This window comes from uncultured Anaerococcus sp. (assembly GCF_937934665.1).
GTDB lineage: Bacteria > Bacillota > Clostridia > Tissierellales > Peptoniphilaceae > Anaerococcus.
On record NZ_CALGYW010000064.1, the window covers coordinates 84,553 to 107,846 of the forward strand.

A 23,294-nucleotide genomic window follows, 5' to 3' on the forward strand; every position below is an offset into this window, starting at 1 on the left:
AATCCTCTTCTTAGTTAAAACTAAAAAGAGGATTTTTTTTATATTTCATTTTCTAAATATAAAAATTGTGGATTTGGCATTTTTATATTATTTTTTCTAAATTCGTCAAAAATAGTATTTTGCATTATCATTTTATTTTTACCAATCTCATAGTAGGCGGTAAACAACTGGACATAAATTTTAAATCCATTATTTGCAAGCTCTGCTCTTACAGTAGGTTTTGATACCTCACCATAAGAATCCATTGATTCTTGAAATACATTAACGTCTTCCTTATCGTAATTATGTATTATTTGCAGGCATTTATCATAAGCCACTTTGCCTGCGAGCTTTATAGCCTCATCCCTATCATCAAAATCAACTAAGATTGAGGTATCTACAAAAACGTATTTATAGGTGTGGTTATAATTTAGTACAGGATATTCAAAAATATACCTATTAGGGACTGACACATATCTACCAGTATGGGTCTTAGTTGTTGTTAGATCTCCCATCTCTAAGAGATTAAATTGTAAGAAGTCCAAGTCTATCAATTCTCCAACTATACCATTAACTTCAATAACTTGGCCCATACTGAAGGGTTTTCTAGCCAAAATATAAAAGTAGGCTACTATATCAATAATTAAATCCTTAGCTGCAAGGGCCACAATAGCAATGATTAAGGAAACAACAACACCTAGAGCCCTGATGTCTGGAAAATATATTAGAAGAAATAAGATGAAGTTAGCTGCAATAACCACAACCCTTAGAACTCTCATAAGCTTTGATACCTTAGCTTCATCCTTCATGATTTTTCTAAAAAATTTACCTATTATTTGCATTAGGATGTAAGAAGCGTAAATAATAACTAACAATATAAGGCTCTTTTTTAGAACCATCTCTGCATCAACATTATCTCTTTCTAAATATCTTATAAACTTATCCATTAGTTTTCCTTTCGTAAAAATCTATATGAAACTTCTGCAAGAAGTCCACTTCCAATATAAAGGGTATCTTCATATATATCAAATTTTGATGAATGATGAGGGTAGGTACGTCCGTCAACATATGGTTTCAGGTTATTTAAGGAAATATATGCTCCCTTTGTCTTCTTTAAGAAAAAGGCGAAATCATCCGCTCCCATAGTTGGCTTTGAAAGAGTAATTACCCTACTAGCTCCAAGAAGGTCCGTTGCTGTATCTTTTACAAATTTAGTAAAATCAGAATCATTGACTAGGGATGGATAGTATCTCTTGTAGGTAAACTCAGCCTTAGCCCCATAGGCCTTTGAAATATTTGAGGAGATTTCTACCATTCTTTTTTCTAAAAAATCCCTAGTTTCATCGTTAAAACACCTGACTGTTCCTTCTTCGAAAACTATTTCTGGTATAACATTCTGGTTAACACCTCCATGAATTTGACAGATAGAAATTAAAGCAGGATTTAGGGGGTCCATCTCTCTTGAGATTAACTTATAAAAAGCGTTGTTAATTTCACCAATAATTGATATAGGATCTATGAATGATTCGACTCTTGCACCGTGGCCACCCTTACCAATAACTTTTAAACTAAAGGCATCCATACTTGCTATCATTTCACCATTTTCACGGCTATAGTTCCTTTTGTATATGATCCAAAAAGACCTCTCTCATGGATAGCAATAATCCTATCTACCTTAGGATTTTCCAGACAGCCTTCTCTTATCATAGGCTTTGCACCACCAGGTATTTCTTCTCCCGGCTGAAAAAGCACCTTAACAAGACCTCCTAACCTATCCTCATTTGCTTTTAAAATCTCACAGGCGCCAAAAGAGCCATGGCTACATGTCCATCATGGCCACATGCATGCATAAGCCCCTCATGCTCTGACTTATAAGCTAGTTTTGTATCCTCTTTAATTTCTAGGGCGTCCATATCAGCTCTTATAGCTATACATTTACCACGATATTTCCCTATATAAGCAACAATAGATCTACCACCCATTAGCATATGGTAAGGAATATCCATTTCATCAAGTCTATTACAAATATAGGAGGTCGTTTTAGGTAGGTCCAATTCTAGTTCTGGAATTTTATGAAGATTTCTTCTGTCACTTATTATTTTTTCTTGATTCTCTTTAGCTAAATTTAACAAATTCATATTTTTCTCCTAAGTTTAATTATATCATAAATCTAATACTTTATTTATAATTTGACACTTGTATAGTGGTATAGAGGTAAATATGACAGAAAAGATTTTAAATTTAACCAAAATTGATATGGATTCTTTAATAATTTATTCTAAAAGTGAGGGTATCCTATTTGAAAAATTCAGTGATGAAAGAATCAACGTTAGGTCTATTGCAAAAGTAGTAACAAGCCTTGCTTGTGGAATTTTAATTGAAAAATCTCATGGAGATTTTAATGAGGATACTCTAATCTATGATATATTAAAAGATAGGGTAAGCATAGCGAATAGAAAAAATATACCAAAATTAAAAAAAATCAGGGTAAAAGATTGTTTAACCCATACTATGGGTTATAGGGATATAATTTTGATGAGTAAGGATATAATAGATTTAAATAAGGACAAACTTCTTGATTACACCTTATCATATCCTTTATATTATGAACCAGGAAAAGAGTTTTTATATTCAAATGCTGGTTATTACGTTTTATCAGCTACTATGGAAGAGTATTTGGGATATGATTTATATGATTTTATAAATGAAAATCTTTTTAAAAAATTAGATATTTCATCTCCTAGATGGGAGAGTTACGGTAAATATCTTGTAGGTGCTAGCAAATTATATTTAAATTCTCAAGACTTACTTAGGTTAGGAAAACTTATTTTAAATGAGGGATTGTATGAAGGGGAGAGGATTGTTTCCTCAAGCTGGATAAGAAAAATGTCATCAAGTTTATACAAAAACGATAAAGATTATATAGATAGGTCTGCTTTATCAGATGATTACTATGGTTATAGCCTTTGGACTGGAAAAGACGATCTTGTTTATGCATCAGGTACTGGTGGCCAATATGTTATATTTTTAGAAAAAGAGGGTATTATCATAGTGACTACAAACGGAGGGGACTCTAATAAGGCGCCTCTTATAAAGAGTCGAATTACTACTATTATTCAAGATTTTAGAAAGGAATACAATGGACTATAATTATTTAATAAAACACACAGAAACTTATGAAAACTACAAAGACCTTATAGAAAAAGTTAATGAGTTATTAGACAAGCTTGAAAATGACAGGAAAGATTTTAATAAGCTTGTAGAGTATTACTATAGCGAGCAATTTCAAAAAGATTATGATGCCTCAAACCAAGGCAAGATTGATTCTTCAATCAATCAAGGTATTCTTTCAGAAGATGCTATCTATGACTTGATGGGAGACGATTACTACCTAGCCTTAAGATTTTTAGACCTAGCAAATAAAATGATTCAACAGAAATAAAAAATGCACTCAAGCTTAGGCTAGAGTGCATTTTTATTATCTTCTTCTCTTGCTAAAAGAAGTAACAACAGCGCTTGCAACGAGTATTGCAACTATTGATTCTGGTATAGCGTTGGTAACAAAAGCAGAAAATATTGTTTTTGCAGCAAGATCTGGGCTAATACCTATAGCTAGAGCATATTTTTGTGCGTAAAAAATATAGATTAAACTTAGTACAAGTCCAGAATTTGTAAGAGTTCCCATAAAAGAACTTACAGCTATGGCAAAATTTGCCTTCTTATTTTTAACAGATAGGTAGAGCATCACACAGGCAATTAATAAAAATATTATGGAAAATATTTTATTAATTAAATCTACATCTGACCTAAAAGATTTTACTGTAACTACTCCTAGAACGATTACAATTACTGCCCAGAAGATATTCATAAATAGTCTTAATTTGTTATTATCTTTGTTTTTTAGTCCCTTATATACAAGACCTGTTACTACACCGATTAGGATCCTTGGAACTATCGATATAAGTGGATTATAAAATACGAAAGATATAGGTGTTGGTCTTGTCATAGCATTAAATAACGAGAAAAAACCAAATATAAGTCCGACTAAGCCTCCTACTACAGGCCCTTCAAGAATACCTGCTATTATTACTGGAATATGTAGACTAGTTATCGTTAAAATTCCTAGTGGAATAAAACCTAAAGGGGTTAGGCCTAGCATAACAACTATGGCTCCTAGTATACCAACAGTGGTGAGATTTTTTGTTTCTAATTTCATTAATTCCTCCTAAATCTCAATTCTTTTTTATATTATACGAGAAAAAATAAAAACACAAGTCTTATTTTTATATAAATCTTCAAATATTTAATATTCCATTTAGACATAAAAAAAGAGGCAAAGGCCTCTTAAAAAATTTGGTGCACCATCAGGGATTCGAACCCTGGACGCCCTGATTAAGAGTCAGGTGCTCTACCAACTGAGCTAATGGTGCATATCGTCTCTCAACTGCTTTTATAGTATATCACCATATCTAGCTTATGTCAAGTTTTTATTTCGAAAATTTCCAAATTTTTAATATTTGGTCTGAAATGTCGTCATAGTCCCATTCTATGATAGAATTTTTAACACTATTTGGGTCATTTATAATAAATTTTCCATCTTTATAGGAATCTATTACTAAAATATGACCATAGAGTGTAAAATATCCTCTACCAACAGATATCAAAAGAGGAGAATCTTTTAGAGCTTCTATCATTTTATCTTTATCAAGGTTTACATCACTAACTTTTACATTATATTCCTTAGCAACATGGTCTATAAAAGCCCAATCCATACCACCATTATTCATGAATTTAGAAGCTTTTTGAGCCATCTCATTTGGATATATCAAATTATCAGTTAATCTAGACATAACCATGGATAAGGAAGTTGGGCCACAACCTGAAATCCCTATGTTAGTAGGGTAGAGGTTATCGTAAGCCCACCTATTATCCCATTGGAGGAAGTAGGGGGTTTTTCTCTTTAGTTTTACTGACTCACCCTTGTAGAAGTCAAAGTCAGTAAAGTTATGATTTTTGTTATAAATAAATTCTATAGTATCTGGATCATTGCCTGTCAAATATGCATCTATGTCATTTAGGTTATAGTAATTATCATAGACCCACTGGGCTTTTTTATCCTTTTTAGCGGCCTGTTCAACATTTTTTATTAAATCTTCTTTTATGTCAGATTTCTTTTTTGGTTTCACCTCGTATTTAAAGTCTAAGAAATTTTTTCTTTTGAAGGTGTCGCTAGCAAGAGATTTTATATCTTCAATTATTTTTACACTTTCTTCATCTATAAAGCCCTTTATATCGATGTCATTTTTCTTGGAACATGAAGTTAGGCATAATAGAGATAAAAGTACTATTGATATCTTTTTCATACTTTCATTTTACTAGAAATATATTTTGCTTCAATCAAATAAAACTTTAAAAAATCTAATTTTAGCATATAATAACTGGGTAATGTTTCTTGGCACCCATTACTAAAAAAAATCAAGGAGAAAAAATGAAAGAAAAATATTTTAGTTTAGATGATACTAATTTTTTAGTAAAATCTGCAGTAGTCGCAGCTTTATATGCTGTTTTAACGCTCTTATTACCGGTTGCATCCTATGGGCCTATCCAATTTAGGTTTAGTGAGATCTTAGTTTTATTAGTTTTCTATAATAAGAGATTCATACCTGGTCTTGTTTTAGGATGTGCTATTGCAAATTTATTTAGCCCTATGATGGTATTTGATGTTGTTTTTGGAACACTTTCATCATATATTGCTTTTAAACTTATGCAAAGAGCTAAAAATTTATATGTTGCATCGATATTTCCAGTTTTATTAGTTTCGGTTCCTGCTATAGGTACTTGGCTAATTCTTGCTAGTGATGAAGTATTTTTAGTACTACTTATGCAATTTATGCTTAGTGAATTTGTGATGGTTTCAATTATTGGTGTAATTATCTTTAAATTACTTGAAAAAAATGAAGGATTTATGTCCTATATTCATAATTTTTAACTAAAAAACTCCTCCGGCTTTTAGCTAGAGGGCTTTTTAAATTAGTCAATTTTGTTTTCTTCTTTTGCTTGTTTTTTCTTAGCAAATTCTTCTTTGGTTAGTAGGTCTACAATATCTAGTTTTACAGCTTGAACCTTAATACCTGTTAGTTCGTAAACTTCTTTTTTAATTAACTTATCAATTTCGTTAAATACTTCATTAGCTTTTTTTCCATATTCTAAAATCATTGAAAGTTCTACCAAGCATGTAGATTCTTCTTGGTTTATGGATATACCACTTGTTGAATTTTCCTCATTTGAAAATGTGGAAGTAATAGAGTTTAAAATACCACCTTGAAGATCTAAAACTCCATCTACTTTTTCAACTACTTTTTTTGTTATTTTAGCAAGTACCTTATCAGCTACTGTGTATTCGCTAACTTCATCTTGGAATGGTTTTTTGTTGATATTTTCTGTCATAATAACTCCTTTTCTTTTTATAGGTATACCCAGATTTTTTAGATTTTAGACTATATCTTATTGAGTTTATCAATAATTTTTTCTATCTCATCTATCTTAGCCTTGATTTCTTTTTCATTTTTTTGTTTTAAACTATCATAGACACAGTGTTCAAGATGACCTCTTAGAACATCTTTATTTACATTTTTGAGGATAGAGATAGATGCCATAACTTGGTTAGAGATATCTATACAATACCTATCTTCTTCTATCATTTTAATTAAACCGTCGATTTGACCGCCGACGGTTTTTAATTTTCTGATAGTTTTTTGATTATCAGCCTTCATTTACTTGCTTGAGATTCCTTTGTATTCATATCCTGCTTCTGATATAGCATCTTCTATTGTTTTTTCATCAAGATTTCCTTCATAGCTTATTAGGGCATTTTTATCATCAAGACTTACAACTGCTTCGCTTACACCTTCTATTCCTTCTAGGGCATTTTTTACGTGTTTTACACAGTTATTGCAGCTCATTCCTTCTACGTTTACTAGTACTTTTTTAACTTCGTTCATTTTATTCTCCTTTAAGTTTTCTTTTTTATTTTCTTTACTTTCCTTAACTTCATACTCGTCTGCCTTTGTTTTAAACTTTCTTAGTCTGAGTGAATTTAAACAAACAAAGACTGATGATAAACTCATCGCAAAGGCTGCAAACATTGGATTTAAGGTTAGACCAAATTTTGGATATAAAATTCCTGCAGCAAGGGGAATTAGAATTATATTATAAAAGAAAGCCCAAAATAAGTTTTCTTTTATCGTTTTTATTGTAGCCCTTGATAGGTCAATTGACTTTACAAGGTCAAGCAGACTATTTTTAACTAATACTACGTCTGCTGAATCAATAGCTATATCCGATCCCTTTCCTATAGCAAGACCTATGTCAGATCTTACCAAGGCAGGTGCGTCATTTATACCGTCTCCAACCATGGCGACCTTTTTATTTTCAGCTTGTAGTTTCTTTACCACCTTATCCTTATCTTGAGGAAGGACTTCTGCAAATTTTTTGTCGATATTTAGATTTTTCCTTATGGCTTCTGCGGTTATTTCGTTATCGCCAGTAACCATTGTGACTTCAAAACCTTCACTTTTAAGCATATCTATGGCAATTTTAGAAGAATTTTTTGCTAAATCTTTTGCGGATATTATTCCTATAACCTCATCTTGATTTGCAAAATACATTGATGTTTTGCCATCTTTGGCAAGTTTCTCACTAGTTTCCTTATAGCTATCAAGATTTATCTTGTTTTCTTCCATAAGTTGTAAGTTACCAGCATAATAAGTTAAATTATCAATTTTCCCTTTGATACCTCTGCCTACTATTGATTCAAATTCATTAACTTCTAGAATTTCACAACCCTTATCAGCAGCATAATTATTTATAGCATCGGATAGGGGATGTTCAGATAAATATTCTAGTGAAGCTGCAATTTGTAAGAATTGATCTTCATCTTTTTCTGTGACTATGTCTGTTACAACAGGCTTACCCTCGGTTATTGTTCCTGTTTTATCAAGAAGAATGGTATCAACCTTGTGTAAGTTTTCAAGGCTTTCGGCATTCTTAAACAAAAGTCCAAGTTCTGCTGACTTGCCTGTAGCAACCATAATTGCCATTGGTGTAGCAAGGCCTAGGGCACATGGGCAAGATATTACTAAGACTGAAATCATCAGATTTAGGGCGAATTCAAAATCTTTTGTAAAAATATACCAAGCTATAAATGTTATTAGAGATATTATAACAACAGCTGGTACAAATATAGTTGATATCTTATCTGCTAATTTTGCAATTGGAGCCTTGGTTTCATTGGCCTCATTTACAAGATTTATTATTTGTGAGAGAGTAGTATCTTCTCCTACCCTTGTAGCTTTAAATTTAAATGACCCTTGCTTGTTTATAGTTGCAGATATTACTTCATCACCTACATTTTTGCTTACAGGGATTGATTCTCCTGTAATAGCAGCTTCGTCAACTATTGATGAACCTTCTATGATTTTTCCATCAACAGGTATTCTTTCACCTGGTCTTATTACAATTATATCATTTTTCACAATTTCTTCTGTACCAATTTCTACTTCTTTATTATTTCTAATTACTCTTGCCTTTTCTGGTGCAAGATCCATTAGTTTCTTTAATGAAGATTTTGTTTCTCCCTTACTTCTAGCTTCGAAATACTTACCAAGTGTAATTAGGGTAAGGATCATAGCGGAAGACTCAAAGTAGAGATTATGTCTGTAATAATCTATAGTTTCAAAATCAGATATACCTGCCGCATGGGCCATCCTCATTATTACAAATATACCGTAGATAAGTGCCGAAGCTGATCCCAAAGATACCAGAGCATCCATGTTAGGATTTCTATTTACTAGAGATTTAAAACCAGAAATAAAAAACTTTCTATTTACAAATATTACTGGAATTGCTAGAAGAAATTGGACGAAAGCAAAGTTAATTGCACCCTCACTTCCTTCTAAAAATCTAGGAATAGGTAAGCCTACCATAGGCCCCATGGCTATATACATAAGAAGGGCCATAAAGAAAAATGAAACCTTAAGTCTAAACTTAGTGTTTTCTTCTTCAGCTTCTTTTATATCATTTTCCTTAGTCTCCATATTTTTGGTCTTATTTTTAGGCCTTGCTTCATAGCCAGCCTTTGATACAGCGTTTATGATATCTTGATCAGAAATTTTATCTACGTCATATTCAACGCTCATAGATTCGTTTATTAGATTAACATTTACATCATTTACACCAAGCTTTTTTACAGCCCTATCTACTGCTGCCTGACATGATGCACAAGTCATTCCATAAACGTCAAATCTTTGTTTCATTTAACCTCCTTCCATACCCCCAGGGGGTGTATATATTAATTATATTTACTCAAAGTATTTTTGTCAAGTATAATGAGATAAAGGAGTAAATATGAAAAGATACCATATTATTTTTAAGGGAAGAGTCCAGGGAGTAGGATTTAGATTCCAGACTAAGATGCTTGCAGATAGCTTAAAGCTTACAGGTTCTGTTAAGAATATGGATGACGGAAGTGTAGAGGTATATATACAGGGGAGTAAAGAAAGTATCCTAGATTTCTTTAAGGGGATTGAAAATTTAAAGTTTGCTGTTATTGATAATAAGGATATAGATGAAGTTTCTCTAGTAGAAGATGAGACTGATTTTCAAATGGTTTATTAATTTTGAAATATTCGTAAAAAAGGTATATAATAATGCCATGAGTTTAAAAAGCAAATGGGTTAAAGTATTAGCCAAATCAATTAGAGGTTTATTAAAACTATTAAACAAAAAAGCGACATCCCTACCAGGTTATGTTGCCTATAAATTAGATAAAGATATACTAAAAGAATTGTCTAAAAATACAAAGTTTATTTTTGTAACTGGTACAAATGGAAAAACAATGACAACTCATTTTTTAGTATCTGTCCTAAGAGAGCACTATCCAATAGTTCTTACAAATGAGTCTGGATCAAATATGGTCCAGGGTATTATAACGTCACTTTTAGATAATCCTCCTGATAAGGAAACTGTTGCAGTCTTGGAGGTAGATGAGGCAAACTTAGTTAGGATTGGAGATTACTTAAAGGCTGATTATATAGCTCTTACAAATATATTTAGAGACCAAATGGATAGGTTTGGTGAAATCTATAATATTCTTGATAAGATAATAGAGGGTATAGATTTAATGCCCGAAGCTAAGATAATTGCTAATGGCGATTTGCCAATATTTTCTTATGACAGTCTAAAAAAATTCAATCCAATATACTATGCTATTAGAGATGATCAAAATGATGATTATGACAAAGATGCTGAATTTAATTCAGATGGCATAATTTGCCCTAACTGCCATAGTGTTCTTAAGTATAGGACTGTAAATTATTCATCTTTGGGAGATTTTAAGTGTCCAACTTGCGACTTTAAATCTCCAAAAATTAAGTATGAGATAGAAGAAATCACAGGCTTGAGTCCAGATTATTCAAAATTTCTTATAGATGGAAAGACATATGAGGTAAACGTAGGTGGAATATATAATATCTATAATGCTTTAACAGCTGTTTCCGTAGCCTATGAACTAGGTCTAACTTATGAAGAGATTGATAGGGGACTTAAAAAGCAAAAAAATGTATTTGGTAGACAGGAAAATGTAGAAATCTTTGGTAAGAATTTAGTAATAAACTTAGTAAAAAACCCTACTGGACTTAATCAAGTAATTGATTTAGTAAGTCTGGAAAAGAAACCAATAAGTTTAATTTGTCTATTAAATGACAATTATGCTGATGGCTTAGATGTAAGTTGGATTTATGATTCTTACTATGAAAAATTATCCTCTCTAGATATAAAAGATGTCTATGTATCTGGAAAAAGAAAAAAAGATATGAAGAGGAGACTTGAGATAGCAGAGATTTATAAAGGGGATATAAGAGAATTTGATTATCAACAGGATATAAAAGATGTTATAAAAAATGCAAAGACTAATAACATCTATGTCCTATCAACTTACACAGCTATGCTTAGACTAAGGGAGGTGCTTGCCTTATAAGAAAGATAAGAATATGCCACTTATATGGAAATTTATTAAATACCTACGGTGATGTAGGAAACTTGATGGCTTTTGAGTATGAATTAAAGAAAATGGGTATAGATTCAGAAAGAGAGATTATTTCTATAGGAGATGATTTTAAGGCTACCGATTACGATTTTATATTTTTTGGAGGTGGCCAGGACTACGAGCAAAACATTGTAAAAGATGATTTGCTAAAAAAGAAAAAAGAGCTTGTAGACTATATTGAAAACAATGGATTATTCCTTGCTATATGTGGTGGCTACCAACTTTTAGGTAAATACTACTATAACTCTGAAGGAGAAAAAATAGAAGGCTTAGGAGTATTTGATCACTATACACTAAACCAAACTTCTAAAAATCGCTTAACAGGTGAAATTAAGATTCATACCGATAAATTTGATGAAACCTGTGTAGGATTCGAAAACCATGGAGGAAGAACTTTTTTAGCTAAGGGTCAAGAACCCTTTGGACAAGTTATTGAAGGCAATGGTAATAATGGAGAAGATAAGACCGAAGGGTTTATTTACAAAAATACAATAGGGACATATTTGCACGGTCCAATTTTAGCAAGAAATGAGAATTTGTGCAAAAAAATCATAAAAGAGATTATATAAGGAGAAAGACTATGACCGAATCAAAACTAAGAACAAATGAAACAGATGAATTATTTGAAGCTATCTTGATGTTAAAAGATGTTGAAGAATGTTATCAATTTTTTACAGACATATGCACAGCTAGAGAAATCCAATCAATTTCTCAAAGACTTCATGTAGCAAAATTACTAAAAATTAGAAAAACATATTCAGTAATTGAAGAAGAGACAGGAGCATCTACTGCTACCATATCAAGGGTAAACAGATCACTTAACTATGGTGCCGGTGGATATGATTTAGTATTAGAAAAGCTAATTGAAAAAGATTTGAAAGAATCAAAAGAGTAAGTCCACTTACTCTTTTTTTTGAGGTATAATGTTATGGTTAAGGAAGGATGTGTAGATGAATTTAGATAGGTTAAACGATAGGCAAAAAGAAGCCGTATTACATAGAAAAGGACCTCTTTTGGTCTTGGCAGGGGCAGGCAGTGGAAAAACTTCAGTCCTTACTTCTAGTATTGCCTATAAGATAAGAGAGGAATCTGTAGATCCTAGAAATATATTAGCTATAACCTTTACCAACAAGGCTGCTAATGAGATGAAAGTGAGGGTAAGCGACCTTCTTGGCATGGACGTATCTAACCTATGGATAGGGACCTTTCACTCCATATGCGCCCGTATTCTTAGGATGAATATAGATAAGATAGGTTATTCAAATAATTTTACTATTTATGATACCCAAGATCAGAGAACTTTAATTAGGGATATTATAAAAGATTTGGGATATAAAGATGATATAAACCCAAGACTTGCTCAAAGTGTAATATCTAATGCCAAAAATAAGTCTCTTAGTCCTGAGGATTTTTTAAAGATGAATTTCTACATGCAAAATGCAGGTGAAATTGCCGAAATTTTTAAAAAATACGAAAAAAAGAAATATGAATACAATGCTTTAGACTTTGATGATTTAATAGAAAAAGTATTAGAACTTTTTGCTAAAGACAAGGAAACTTTAAAATACTATCAAAATAAGTTTGAATATATTTTTGTAGATGAGTTTCAAGATACAAACAATTCGCAATATGAATTAATTAGATTTATTGCAGGAAATAATCAAAATGTCGTGGCGGTAGGCGATGCTGATCAATCAATATATTCTTTTAGGGGAGCAGATATTAGAAATATACTAAATTTCGAAAAAGACTTTCCTGGTTGCAAAACTATAAAACTTGAACAAAACTATAGGTCAACATCTAAGATTTTAAATGCTGCTAATGAGCTTATAGCAAATAATCTTGAAAGGAAAGAGAAAAATCTTTGGACTGAAAACAAAGATGGGTCTGATATAGTTTATAAAGAAACATCTGTTGAAAGTGAAGAGAGTAAATTTGTAATTGATACAATTAAAGATTTGCTTAACCAGGGTTATAAGGAAAGTGACATAGTTATCCTTTATAGGACCAACGCTCAGTCTAGACCCTTTGAAGAGGCTCTACTTAAAAATCTCATAGACTATAAGGTAATAGGCGGACTTAAATTCTACGATAGAAAAGAAATAAAAGACTTAATTGCCTATTTAAATATTTTGGTAAATAGCAAAGATGATGTAAGCTTAAAAAGGATAATAAATGAACCTAAACGAGGAATTGGTGATAAATCTGTAGAGCAGTTAGAAAATATTGCTATAAGCCATGGTATATCCATGCTTGATTTAATAATAGAACCTAACTTTTCTGTTTTACTTACTGATAGGTTAAAGAAACTTGCTGATAAGTTTTATAAACCACTTGAAGAAATTTTCTTAAATGTAGATAAGTACCAAATAGTAGATTTAATCAATGATGTCCTTGATAAAACTGGCTATCTAAGGAATCTTGAAAAATCACTCTTAGTTGAAGATAGGGCAAGAATTGATAATATAAATGAATTTATTTCTTCTGCTGCTGACTACCAGGAAGCAAATCCTGAAGATACTTTGAGAGATTATCTAGAAAATCTATCACTCTTATCAGAAATTGATAAAACAGAGGAAAGCGTAGAATCTGTATCGCTTATGACAATGCACCAGGCAAAGGGACTTGAATATCCAGTTGCTTTTATAGTAGGACTTGATGAAGGACTTTTTCCAGGTAAGAGAAGTTTAGATGAAGGAAACCTTGAAGAAGAAAGAAGACTTTTTTATGTTGGTATAACCCGTGCGGAGGAGAAGCTATATATGACAAGCTCCCAAGTAAGGAGAAATTATGGAAAAGTCAGCTACTATAAACCTTCACGATTTCTAGATGAGATTAGGGATTTAATAAAAAAGGATTCTAATAAAGAATTTATAAACTACAATTCTAAGTCTTATGAAAGGGCTATGAATGAAGATTATATGAGAGAAAAAGCAAGGCAATCTGTTCTTAACCTAAAGAAAAAGACTGTAAAAAAGGATGACTCAACCTATCAGGTTGGAGATACAGTAGAGCATAGCAAATGGGGTAGGGGCATGGTCGTACAAGTTAAAGAAAGTCCTGATGGTAATGAACTTGTCATAGCCTTTGATAAAAAAGGACTTAGAAGGCTAAACCAATATTATGCGCCAATTACAAAGGTATAGATATGAATAAATTAGATGAACTTAAAAATTTAATAGACAAAGTAAATGAACTTGACTACCATTACTACACCCTTGATAAGCCTCTCGTATCTGATGGAGAATATGACAAGCTATACGATAGGGTAGTTAACTTACAAAATGAATTGGATTTTATACCTGAAAACTCACCAACAAATAGGGTTGGCGGACAAATATTAGATAAATTTGAAAAACACTTTCATATAACTAAATTATTAAGCCAGGATAAGGCCCAGTCTTATGATGAGGTTAGAGATTGGATAGATAGGTGTGAAAGACTAAAAAAAGCCTATGAAATAGAAAGTGGAGAAAAACTTCCCAATCTCGAATTTATAATGGAATATAAGTTTGACGGACTTACAATTAATCTTACCTACGAAGATGGCTTACTTAAAACTGCTGCCACCAGAGGTAACGGTACTGTGGGCGAAGAAGTAAAAGCTCAGGCTGAAACTATTAGATCAATTCCCTTTACTATCAAAGAAAATTCTCTGCTTGAAATCCAAGGTGAGGCTTTGATGCCCTTATCTGAACTAATTAGATATAATAAGGAAAATCAGGTTCAGCTTAAAAATGCTAGAAATGCGGCAGCTGGAGCTATAAGAAATCTGGACACAAAGGAAACTGCTAAAAGACGACTTACAGCATATTTTTATGCTGTTCCAACCAATAATCTTGATTTCAAAAGCGAAGAAGAAATGCTAGATTTTTTAAAGGATATGAAGCTAAATGTTCATCCCTACCATAAGAAGGTAAAAAGTATAGATGAAATAATAGAAGAACTTGAAAGAATTGGAAAAGAAAGAAAAACTATCGATGTCCTAACAGATGGTGTAGTAATAAAGATAAACGATAAGAAAACCCAAGAGGTCTTAGGCTATACAAATAAATTCCCTAGATGGTCTATAGCCTTTAAGTTTGAGGCAGAAGAGTTTACTACCAAACTACTTGATGTTGTATGGAATGTAGGTAGGACTGGAAAAGTCACACCTTCAGCTATTCTTGAACCTGTGGATTTTTCGGGTGTAACAGTGGCTAGAGCCACTCTAAACAACTATGATGATATAGAAAGGAAAAAAGTAAGGATAGGGTCAGATGTCTTCATAAGAAGATCTAATGACGTTATCCCTGAAATCCTAGGCGTAGTAGATGAAAATCAGCCGGGTACAAAAGAAATTGAGAAACCAAAATATTGCCCATATTGTCATAGTGAATTAATTCAGGGTAATGTTCATATTGTTTGTCCTAACTCTATATCATGTACCCCACAACTTTTAGCAAGGATGGTTCACTATACTTCAAGAAACGCTATGGATATTGAAGGTCTTTCAGAAAAAACCATTGGACAACTGATAGAAGAGTTAGGCATAAAAGAAATATATGATATCTATGATTTGACCTATGATGATTTAATAAAACTTGATAGGTTCGGACCAAAGAAAACCCAAAACTTGCTTGATGCTATAGAAAATAGTAAAAATAGAGACTTAGGTGCCTTTATATATGCGATTGGTATACCTAATGTAGGAGAAAGAACCGCAAGAGACCTTGCTAATAAATTTAAATCTTTTGATAAGCTTAGAGAAGCTAAAGTTTATGAATTGGTAGAAATTGACGATATTGGTGAAATAACCGCTGAAAATATAGTAGAATTTTTCCATGATAAAAATATAGTAGACTCTATAGATATGCTTTTATCAAAGGGTATAAAACTAATTAATCCTAGTAATGATAAATCTTCTAATATATTAGAAGGAGTTAATTTTGTGATTACTGGCACTATTGATGGATACAATAGAGATGATATTAAGAAGATGCTTGAAGATAATGGAGCCAATGTCAGAAGTTCTGTATCAAAAAATACAGATATAGTTCTGGCGGGTCTAAAGGCTGGTTCTAAAAAATCCAAGGCAGAAGAATTAAATATAGAAATATATGAAGATAAGAAATTATTTGATTTTTTATCAGAGCTAAAAGGAGAGTAGGATGGATGTAAAAGAAGTTGAAAGAATCTATAACCTAAGTCATTTAAGTTTGGAAAATCAGGATAAGGAAATGATTTCTCAAAAATTTAATAGGGTCTTAGATTTTATAGAAGATATATTTGAGGTAGACACAGACGAAGTATGCATGACAGAATATATAAGTACTCATGACGCAGTTTTTAGAGAAGATAAACCAAAAGAATCCCTAGCTAGGTCAAAGGCTCTAGAAAATGCAAAAGATACTGAATTTGGGTATTTTAGATTAGACTGGAAACTATAGGAGCGGTAATGGATATTAAGGCTATTATAGAAAAATATAAAAATAATGAAGTGAGTGTAGAAGAAAATACAAAAAACATTCTAGAAAAAATTAAAAATGATGAAACTAATGCCTATATAGCTTTTGATGAAGAAGATTCGCTAAAAAGAGCGAAGATGCTTGATCAAAAGTTAGCAAATGGAGAAAAACTTGGATCTTTATTTGGAGTAGCTGTCGCAGTTAAGGATAATATATCATATAAAAATATGAATATGACTTGCGCTTCAAAAATGCTTAAAGATTTTAGGCCTATGTTTGATGCCAAGGTAGTCGAGAATCTTTTAAAAGAAGATGCTATTATCATAGCAAAAACTAACATGGATGAATTTGCTATGGGTGCAAGAGGTAAAACTTCAGTTTTTGGACCGGTTAAAAATCCGGTTGACCACAGCAAAGTAACAGGTGGTTCTTCATCAGGTTCTGCAGCTGCAGTAGCTAAAGAAGACGTTCTAGTAGCGCTTGGAACCGATACAGGTGGGTCAGTAAGATGTCCTGCAAGTTATTGCAATATATTAGGGTATAAACCTACTTATTCAATGATGAGTAGAAATGGTGTTGTATCAATGGCAAATACCTTAGATCAAGTATCTGTATTTGCTAAAAATGTTTCTGATATAAGATCCATTGCCCAAGTAATAGAAGGCCCAGATAATAATGACATGACAGTAAGGCTTAAAGACTATGAGTATATGATAGAACCTTATGATTTTAAAGGCAAAAAAATTGCTTATATACCTGCTGATGATGATATGCACAAAAACCTCGACTCTACAGTAGAAAAAGACTATGAAAGTGCTTTAGATAAGCTAAAAGAACTTGGGGCAGATCTTTCTCCAATAAATTTAGAGTATTCTAAATATGCCAACCAAGTATACAACGTCGTTATGTCTAGCGAAGTATCATCTAACATGTCAAGGTTTGATGGAATAAGGTTTGGTTACCAAAGTGATAAATACACCTCAGTTGATGAACTGTTTATAAATTCTAGATCAGAAGGCCTAGGTGAAGAAGTACAAAGAAGAATAGCCCTTGGAACCATGTACCTATCAGCAGATGATAATCAAAGAGTTTATAAACAAGGACTAAAACTTAGAACTCTAATTAAAAAAGAATTAGAAGAAGTTTTTGCTTCTTACGACCTAATAATAACACCAACAGTTACCAACCTACCACCTTCTCTTGATGATGATTATATGGATCCATTAAGTGATTTTAAATCTGATGGCTTTAATGTAATAGTTAATTTAGCTGGTATGTGCGGACTTTCTCTACCAGTAAGGGAAGGAATATCAGGTTCTGTACAATTAATAGCAAATGCAAATGAAGATAGTAAATTATTAAATGCTGGCGAAGAATTTTTAAGGAGAATAAATGAAAACTAAAACAATAATAGGTCTTGAGATCCACGTTGAGTTATCTACAGATACAAAAATGTTTTGCTCCTGCAAAAATGAATTCGGAGCAGTACCAAATACCAATGTTTGTCCTATATGTCTAGGACACCCAGGAACCCTACCTCTAATGAACAAAAGAGCTGTAGAATATGCTGTAATGGCGGGTCTCGCCTTTAATTGCAAGATTAGAAATGAACAAAAAATAGACAGAAAAAAATACTTTTATCCTGACCTTGTTAAGGGCTATCAGCTTACTCAATTTGATAAACCATACGCCTATGAAGGTTACCTAGAATTATCTAGCGGCAAGCACATAAATATAAGAGAAATCCATATGGAAGAAGATACTGGGAAATCAAATCACAACGACGATGATACTGTATTAATGGACTATAACAGGGCTGGAGTTCCTCTAATTGAAATAGTAACTGACCCTGATATATCCTCACCAGAAGAAGCTAGAGAATTTGTAGAAACCCTAGCATCAACCCTTAAGTTTTTAGATGTATCTGATTGTATAATGGCAGAAGGATCTATGCGTGTTGACGTAAACGTAAATATAAAAGACGAAGATTCTAATCTAAAAACAGAAATCGCTGAGATTAAAAATATAAACTCCATTAAGGCAATAGAAAACGCCCTAAGCTATGAATTAAAAAGACAAACTGCTTTATTAGAAAAGGGCGAAACTGGAGTAAAAGAGACTAGAAGATGGGATGATATAGAGCTTAAGACTATCCATATGAGAAATAAAGAAGTAGGAAACGACTATAGATTTTCTGCAGATGGTGATATACCAGATATCTATTTATCAGATGAATTTATTGAAGGAATAAGAAAAAATCTACCAGAATTACCTAGCAAGAAACAAGCTAGATATATGAAAGAATACAAACTTTCTGAATATGACGCAAATCTTCTAAGTCATGATAGAAGCCTTGCAAATCTTTTTGAAGAAACTAATAAATTAGTTAAGGACCCTAATACAACAGCCAATTGGATTTTAACCGAATTATCTAGAAGACTTAATGAAGCTGAAGAGACAGCAGATGAGATGGCTTTATCAATAGAAAATTTTGCTAAATTAATTAACCTGGCTAAAAATAACAAGGTTAATAATAATGTTGCTAAAAAACTTTTAAGAGAAATTTATACTTCTGATCAAGACCCAGAGAAACTTGCTGAAGAAAGAAATTTACTTCAGATTTCTGATTCATCTTTCTTAGAAGATGTTGTCAATGAAGTTCTTGAAGAAAATCCACAATCTACTGAAGATATAAAAAATGGTAAGGATAGAGCCTTTGGCTTCTTAGTTGGTCAAGCTATGAAAAAAACCAAGGGTAAAGGAAATCCTCAAGAAATAAATAAACTGTTAAAAGAAAAGATAGGAGAATAGGAAGTGTGCAAGCACTTCCCTTTTTTTAAAAATGAAGATATTAATAAAAAATGCAAAAACACTTTCAATGAGAACTCCTGAAATATATAAGGCTGATCTTTTAATTGAGGGAAAATACATAAAAAAAATCGAAAAAAACATTAAAAATAAAGGATATAAAGTTATAGATGCTGATGGCATGCTTTTAATGCCAGCCTTTATAAACTGTCATACTCATGTTGGAATGAGTCTTTTTAGAAATTACGGTGAAGAAGTTGAGCTTGAGACTTGGTTAAATGATTATATTTGGCCATTAGAAGATAAGTTAACAGAAGAAGATGTACATACTGCATCTCTTATGTCTTTTGCTGAAATGGTTAAAAATGGTATAGGATCTTTTGCAGACATGTACTATTTTTCTGAAGCAACAATTAAGGCGGCAAAAGAAATAGGTCTTCGTGGCCAAATCTCAAGAGGCTTATCATGCCCCGATCAAGATTTTTATAGACTCAAAGAAAATATATATTTAGAAAAAAAATATAAGGATGATGAGCTTATAAGTATAGGCCTTGGTCCGCACGCAGTCTATACAATAGATTTAGACTACCTAAAGAAAGTATCAGATATAGCTTATAAATATAAGATGCCAATTCACATCCACTTATCTGAAACAAAAAAAGAAAATGATGATTGCATAAAAAGATTTAATATGACACCAACAGAAGTATTTGAAAAATCTGGGATATTTAATTATAAAACCATAGCAGCCCACGGTATATATCTAACAGATAATGACTTAGATATTATAAAAGAAAATAATGTTAGTATAGTCCATAACCCTGCAAGCAATCTAAAACTTTCTTCAGGTTTTTTAAACTTATCAAGACTTTTTGATAAAAAAATTAATGTTTGCTTAGGTACTGATTCCTCAGCTAGCAATAACAAATTGTCAATTTTAAGAGAGATGGAAATAACTGGTCTGGTTTCAAAATTATACGCTGATAAAAATATAGAGGCATATGAAATATTAAAAATGGCAACCGTTAACGGTGCAAAGGCCCTAGGCATGGAAAATGAATTAGGGACGGTAGAAGAAGGTAAGCTTGCTGATTTAATTTTAATTGATTTTGATAATATAAACCATAAACCAAATCAAAATATCTTGACCTCACTTATTTACTCTACCTATGAGTCAGACATAAAATATACTATAATAAACGGAAAAATTGTTTATGAAAATGGAAATGTTGTAAGTTTAGAAAGAGATAAACTTAATGAAAATATAAAAGAATCATCAAAAAGGCTAGGTCTTTAATGATAGGTATTGACATAATATCGGTTAAAAAAATCAAAGAGAAGCCCGAAGCCTTTTTAGAGAGGGCATTTACTTCTTATGAGCTTTCCTACGCTTTTAAGAAAGAAAATCCCTATCAGTCTTTGGCAGGGATCTTTGCTCTTAAAGAAGCTGTTATTAAGGCATATAATTTAAGTCTTTCTTATATCAAAAATCTAAGGGTAGAAGTCCGTCATCAAACTAATAGACCTTATATATTAATAGACGGTATAAAAAAACAATGTGATGTTTCTATTTCCCATGATGGAGGGAAGGCTATTGGTATTTGCATAAGAAGAGATAGTGAAAACATAAAAATACCTACAGAGTTTAAAAAAATTTTACCCATAAGAAAAAAATCAAGTCACAAGGGCAACTATGGAAGAGTTGCTATTCTTGGTGGCTCATCAGGTATGGCAGGATCTTGCTACCTATCTTCTCTATCAACCTTGAGAGTTGGGGCAGGGCTTGTTTACCTTCTAGTGCCAAAATCAATTAGCGAAATTTTACAAATTAAATCTATAGAGCAGATAATTAACACTATTGATTCTTATAATTTAAAGTATAATGAAAATATATTTAATCAGATTTTAGGACACTTAGCTGATAAGGATGTTCTAGCTATAGGTCCTGGTATGGGAAAAGACCCCAGTTTAAATAAATTAATAGGTAAATTACTTAATATATTTGAGGGAAAGATTATTATAGATGCTGATGGATTAAACGCCATAGCAAAAGATAAAAGTATATTACATAAAGAAAATATAATCCTAACACCTCACTTAAAAGAGTTTTCGAGATTAACTGGTTTATCTATCCAAGATATTAATAGGGATAGAGTTATGCTTGCCAAAGACTTTGCAAAGAAATATAAGCTTATCCTTGTACTAAAATCTGAAAATACTATTGTAACAGATGGAGAAAAATTATATGTAAATAAGCTTGGAAATCCTGGCATGGCCACTGCAGGAAGCGGAGATGTACTAACAGGCGTCATAGCTGGGCTTCTACCTATAATGAATGAATTTAGTGCGGCAAAGCTAGGTGTGTTTTTACATTCCTTGGCAGGAGATTTAGCAAGGGATGATTTATGTGAAGAATCTCTTCTAGCTAGTGATATTATAGCTTATTTACCTAAAGCAATTAGACTTTTGAGGTAGTTATGCAGGAAACATTTGTAGAAGTAAATTTAGATAAGATTAGAAATAATATTTATAAAATAAAAAGTTTGAGCCAAAATTCAAAATTTTGTGCAGTTGTAAAAGCCAATGCTTACGGTCTAGGATCAGATGTGATTTGTAAAGATATTGAGGATATAGTAGATTATTTTGCGGTTGCTAGGCTAAGTGAGGCTTTGTTACTAAGAAGAGTAGGAATAAGAAAACCAGTCTTGGTTTTAGGTTTCGTAGGCCTAGATGATATAGAAAAATGTTCTAAAAATAATATAGATATTTCAGTTTATGATCTTAAGCTTGCCCAAGCTATAGATGATTTGGGATATAAACTTAAAGGACATCTTGTATTAGATACAGGTCACGGCAGGATAGGTTTTAGGGAAAATGAACTTGATAAAATAAAAAAGCTAAGCGAGTTAAAAAATATTAATATTATATCTGCTTATAGTCATTTTGCGACAGCTGATGAAGATGACAATAACTTTACTATAAAACAAGAGGAAATATTTGATAGGATAATTAGCCAAGTTTATGAAGACTTTAATTTTGAATTTATTCATCTAGCTAATTCTGCGGCTACAATAAGGCAAAAAATTTTTAAAGGAATGAATAGGGTAGGTATATCTCTATACGGTCTATATCCGTCAGAAGTAGTTAAAAATAATACTGAAGTAGAACTTGAGAAAACTTTTAAATTTTATTCCTATGTTCATTTTATAAAAAATATCAAAAAAGGAACACCTATATCATACGGAAGGACTTTTGTAAGTGATAGACCAATGAAGGTTGCATCTATTGCTATTGGGTATGCAGACGGTTATAATAGAGCTTTTTCTAATAAGGGAGAGGTAATAATAAATAACAGGTCTTGCAAAGTATTGGGTAGGATTTGTATGGATCAGATGATGGTTGATGTGACTGGTCTTGACCTTAAAATAGGAGACAGGGTAGAGCTCTATAGGGATATAGATAAGGACGCTGAGCAAATTGGGACAATTTCTTACGAACTTATGACAGATATATCTATGAGAGTTAAAAGAGTTTACATAAAAAATGGAGTTATTATAGAGAAAAGAGATTATTTAGGAGAAATAAATGAAAGTTAAAAGAGGAGACTTATATTACGCAGATCTTTCTCCGGTAGTCGGTAGTGAACAAGGGGGAGTAAGGCCCGTTATTGTAGTTCAAAACGATGTAGGAAACAAATATTCTCCGACTATTATAGTAGCTCCCGTAACAAGTCAAATGAATAAAGCAAAACTTCCTACCCATGTGAAACTAAAAGGAAACAAGTACGGTCTTCCCAAAAACTCTGTAGCCTTGATGGAGCAATTAAGGACTATTGATAAAAAAAGGCTTAGAGAAAAAATTGGCAGCTTTTCAAATGATATTATGAATAAAATAGACGAGGCAATAGCTATTTCTTTGGCTATTGAACAGGATTAAAAAAACGGTCTTAAAACCTG

At 32.1% G+C, this 23,294-nt stretch carries 25 protein-coding genes and 1 tRNA gene; 16 read left to right on the forward strand and 10 right to left on the reverse strand.

What is annotated here, in order from left to right:
• Positions 1-38: 38 nt before the first annotated feature.
• Genes Q0410_RS03775 through Q0410_RS08505 form a run of 4 tightly spaced genes read right to left on the reverse strand, consistent with a single transcriptional unit; the run spans position 39 to position 2,117 of the window.
• Positions 39-926, reverse strand: a complete 888-nt coding sequence (locus tag Q0410_RS03775) for a mechanosensitive ion channel family protein (RefSeq protein ID WP_299032966.1) — start codon at positions 924-926, stop codon at positions 39-41.
• A complete protein-coding gene (locus Q0410_RS03780; RefSeq protein ID WP_299032968.1) occupies positions 926-1,573 on the reverse strand; it encodes a M20 family metallopeptidase in 648 nt (215 codons plus the stop codon). Before Q0410_RS03780 ends, Q0410_RS03775 begins: the two co-directional genes overlap by 1 nt.
• The gene (locus Q0410_RS08500) at positions 1,570-1,731 is read right to left on the reverse strand and encodes a M20/M25/M40 family metallo-hydrolase (RefSeq protein ID WP_367178700.1); all 162 of its coding nucleotides are present in this window, start codon (positions 1,729-1,731) and stop codon (positions 1,570-1,572) included. Before Q0410_RS08500 ends, Q0410_RS03780 begins: the two co-directional genes overlap by 4 nt.
• Positions 1,732-1,766: 35 nt before the next feature.
• Positions 1,767-2,117: a M20/M25/M40 family metallo-hydrolase gene (locus tag Q0410_RS08505; protein ID WP_367178701.1), complete on the reverse strand. Its 351-nt coding sequence runs from the start codon at positions 2,115-2,117 to the stop codon at positions 1,767-1,769.
• Between the two features lie 82 nt (positions 2,118-2,199).
• Between Q0410_RS08505 and Q0410_RS03790 the strand changes: the two genes are divergently transcribed.
• Together Q0410_RS03790 and Q0410_RS03795 are read left to right on the forward strand one after the other, a co-directional pair.
• Positions 2,200-3,129: a serine hydrolase gene (locus Q0410_RS03790; protein WP_299032970.1), complete on the forward strand. Its 930-nt coding sequence runs from the start codon at positions 2,200-2,202 to the stop codon at positions 3,127-3,129.
• Positions 3,119-3,421 (forward strand): DUF4298 domain-containing protein, encoded by a 303-nt coding sequence (locus Q0410_RS03795; protein WP_299032973.1) that lies wholly within the window; start codon positions 3,119-3,121, stop codon positions 3,419-3,421. The genes Q0410_RS03790 and Q0410_RS03795 overlap by 11 nt, the downstream gene beginning before the upstream one ends.
• 36 nt (positions 3,422-3,457) lie before the next feature.
• Here the strand turns inward: Q0410_RS03795 and Q0410_RS03800 are convergent, their stop codons facing one another.
• The 3 genes from Q0410_RS03800 to Q0410_RS03810 all read right to left on the reverse strand — a co-directional run bounded on the left by Q0410_RS03800 (position 3,458) and on the right by Q0410_RS03810 (position 5,342).
• Positions 3,458-4,195, reverse strand: a complete 738-nt coding sequence (locus tag Q0410_RS03800) for an ECF transporter S component (protein ID WP_299032975.1) — start codon at positions 4,193-4,195, stop codon at positions 3,458-3,460.
• A gap of 138 nt (positions 4,196-4,333) precedes the next feature.
• Positions 4,334-4,409 (reverse strand) — tRNA-Lys (locus Q0410_RS03805).
• Positions 4,410-4,466: 57 nt separating this feature from the next.
• Positions 4,467-5,342, reverse strand: coding sequence for a C39 family peptidase (locus Q0410_RS03810; RefSeq protein WP_299032977.1), 876 nt, complete (start codon positions 5,340-5,342; stop codon positions 4,467-4,469).
• A 125-nt stretch (positions 5,343-5,467) separates the two neighbouring features.
• Here Q0410_RS03810 and Q0410_RS03815 point away from each other — a divergent pair, with 125 nt between their 5' ends.
• Positions 5,468-5,968 (forward strand): QueT transporter family protein, encoded by a 501-nt coding sequence (locus Q0410_RS03815; protein WP_299032978.1) that lies wholly within the window; start codon positions 5,468-5,470, stop codon positions 5,966-5,968.
• A gap of 41 nt (positions 5,969-6,009) precedes the next feature.
• Here Q0410_RS03815 and Q0410_RS03820 read toward each other — a convergent pair whose 3' ends face one another.
• Genes Q0410_RS03820 through Q0410_RS03830 form a run of 3 tightly spaced genes read right to left on the reverse strand, consistent with a single transcriptional unit; the run spans position 6,010 to position 9,293 of the window.
• The gene (locus Q0410_RS03820; RefSeq protein WP_299032979.1) at positions 6,010-6,426 is read right to left on the reverse strand and encodes an Asp23/Gls24 family envelope stress response protein; all 417 of its coding nucleotides are present in this window, start codon (positions 6,424-6,426) and stop codon (positions 6,010-6,012) included.
• 50 nt (positions 6,427-6,476) lie between these two features.
• Positions 6,477-6,752: a metal-sensing transcriptional repressor gene (locus Q0410_RS03825; protein WP_299032980.1), complete on the reverse strand. Its 276-nt coding sequence runs from the start codon at positions 6,750-6,752 to the stop codon at positions 6,477-6,479.
• Positions 6,753-9,293, reverse strand: coding sequence for a heavy metal translocating P-type ATPase (locus tag Q0410_RS03830; RefSeq protein ID WP_299032981.1), 2,541 nt, complete (start codon positions 9,291-9,293; stop codon positions 6,753-6,755).
• A gap of 91 nt (positions 9,294-9,384) precedes the next feature.
• Between Q0410_RS03830 and Q0410_RS03835 the strand changes: the two genes are divergently transcribed.
• From Q0410_RS03835 to Q0410_RS03895, 13 genes are read left to right on the forward strand one after another with little or no spacing between them, the layout of a single operon-like run.
• Complete coding sequence (locus Q0410_RS03835; RefSeq protein ID WP_299032982.1) at positions 9,385-9,654, forward strand: acylphosphatase; 270 nt, start codon at positions 9,385-9,387, stop codon at positions 9,652-9,654.
• Positions 9,655-9,691: 37 nt separating this feature from the next.
• Entirely contained in the window at positions 9,692-11,014 is a 1,323-nt protein-coding gene (locus Q0410_RS03840) for a MurT ligase domain-containing protein (protein ID WP_299032983.1), read from the forward strand.
• Between the two features lie 5 nt (positions 11,015-11,019).
• Positions 11,020-11,652, forward strand: a complete 633-nt coding sequence (locus Q0410_RS03845; protein WP_299033025.1) for a type 1 glutamine amidotransferase — start codon at positions 11,020-11,022, stop codon at positions 11,650-11,652.
• A gap of 11 nt (positions 11,653-11,663) precedes the next feature.
• Positions 11,664-11,978, forward strand: coding sequence for a YerC/YecD family TrpR-related protein (locus Q0410_RS03850; RefSeq protein WP_299032984.1), 315 nt, complete (start codon positions 11,664-11,666; stop codon positions 11,976-11,978).
• A gap of 55 nt (positions 11,979-12,033) precedes the next feature.
• Positions 12,034-14,229 (forward strand): ATP-dependent helicase, encoded by a 2,196-nt coding sequence (locus tag Q0410_RS03855; RefSeq protein WP_299032985.1) that lies wholly within the window; start codon positions 12,034-12,036, stop codon positions 14,227-14,229.
• Positions 14,230-14,231: 2 nt separating this feature from the next.
• Complete coding sequence (gene ligA, locus Q0410_RS03860) at positions 14,232-16,232, forward strand: NAD-dependent DNA ligase LigA (RefSeq protein ID WP_299032986.1); 2,001 nt, start codon at positions 14,232-14,234, stop codon at positions 16,230-16,232.
• Between the two features lies 1 nt (position 16,233).
• The gene (gatC, locus tag Q0410_RS03865) at positions 16,234-16,512 is read left to right on the forward strand and encodes an Asp-tRNA(Asn)/Glu-tRNA(Gln) amidotransferase subunit GatC (RefSeq protein WP_299032987.1); all 279 of its coding nucleotides are present in this window, start codon (positions 16,234-16,236) and stop codon (positions 16,510-16,512) included.
• An 8-nt stretch (positions 16,513-16,520) separates the two neighbouring features.
• Positions 16,521-17,933, forward strand: coding sequence for an Asp-tRNA(Asn)/Glu-tRNA(Gln) amidotransferase subunit GatA (gene gatA / locus Q0410_RS03870; RefSeq protein WP_299032988.1), 1,413 nt, complete (start codon positions 16,521-16,523; stop codon positions 17,931-17,933).
• Positions 17,923-19,341 carry an Asp-tRNA(Asn)/Glu-tRNA(Gln) amidotransferase subunit GatB gene (gene gatB, locus Q0410_RS03875; protein WP_299032989.1) on the forward strand — a complete coding sequence of 473 codons (1,419 nt, stop codon included), beginning with the start codon at positions 17,923-17,925 and terminating at the stop codon, positions 19,339-19,341. The genes gatA and gatB overlap by 11 nt, the downstream gene beginning before the upstream one ends.
• A 31-nt stretch (positions 19,342-19,372) precedes the next feature.
• Positions 19,373-20,635, forward strand: coding sequence for an amidohydrolase (locus Q0410_RS03880; RefSeq protein WP_299032990.1), 1,263 nt, complete (start codon positions 19,373-19,375; stop codon positions 20,633-20,635).
• Positions 20,635-21,813, forward strand: coding sequence for an NAD(P)H-hydrate dehydratase (locus tag Q0410_RS03885; RefSeq protein ID WP_299032991.1), 1,179 nt, complete (start codon positions 20,635-20,637; stop codon positions 21,811-21,813). Before Q0410_RS03880 ends, Q0410_RS03885 begins: the two co-directional genes overlap by 1 nt.
• Before the next feature lie 2 nt (positions 21,814-21,815).
• Entirely contained in the window at positions 21,816-22,934 is a 1,119-nt protein-coding gene (gene alr / locus Q0410_RS03890; RefSeq protein WP_299032992.1) for an alanine racemase, read from the forward strand.
• Entirely contained in the window at positions 22,924-23,274 is a 351-nt protein-coding gene (locus tag Q0410_RS03895; protein WP_299032993.1) for a type II toxin-antitoxin system PemK/MazF family toxin, read from the forward strand. The genes alr and Q0410_RS03895 overlap by 11 nt, the downstream gene beginning before the upstream one ends.
• The last annotated feature ends 20 nt before the right edge of the window (positions 23,275-23,294 follow it).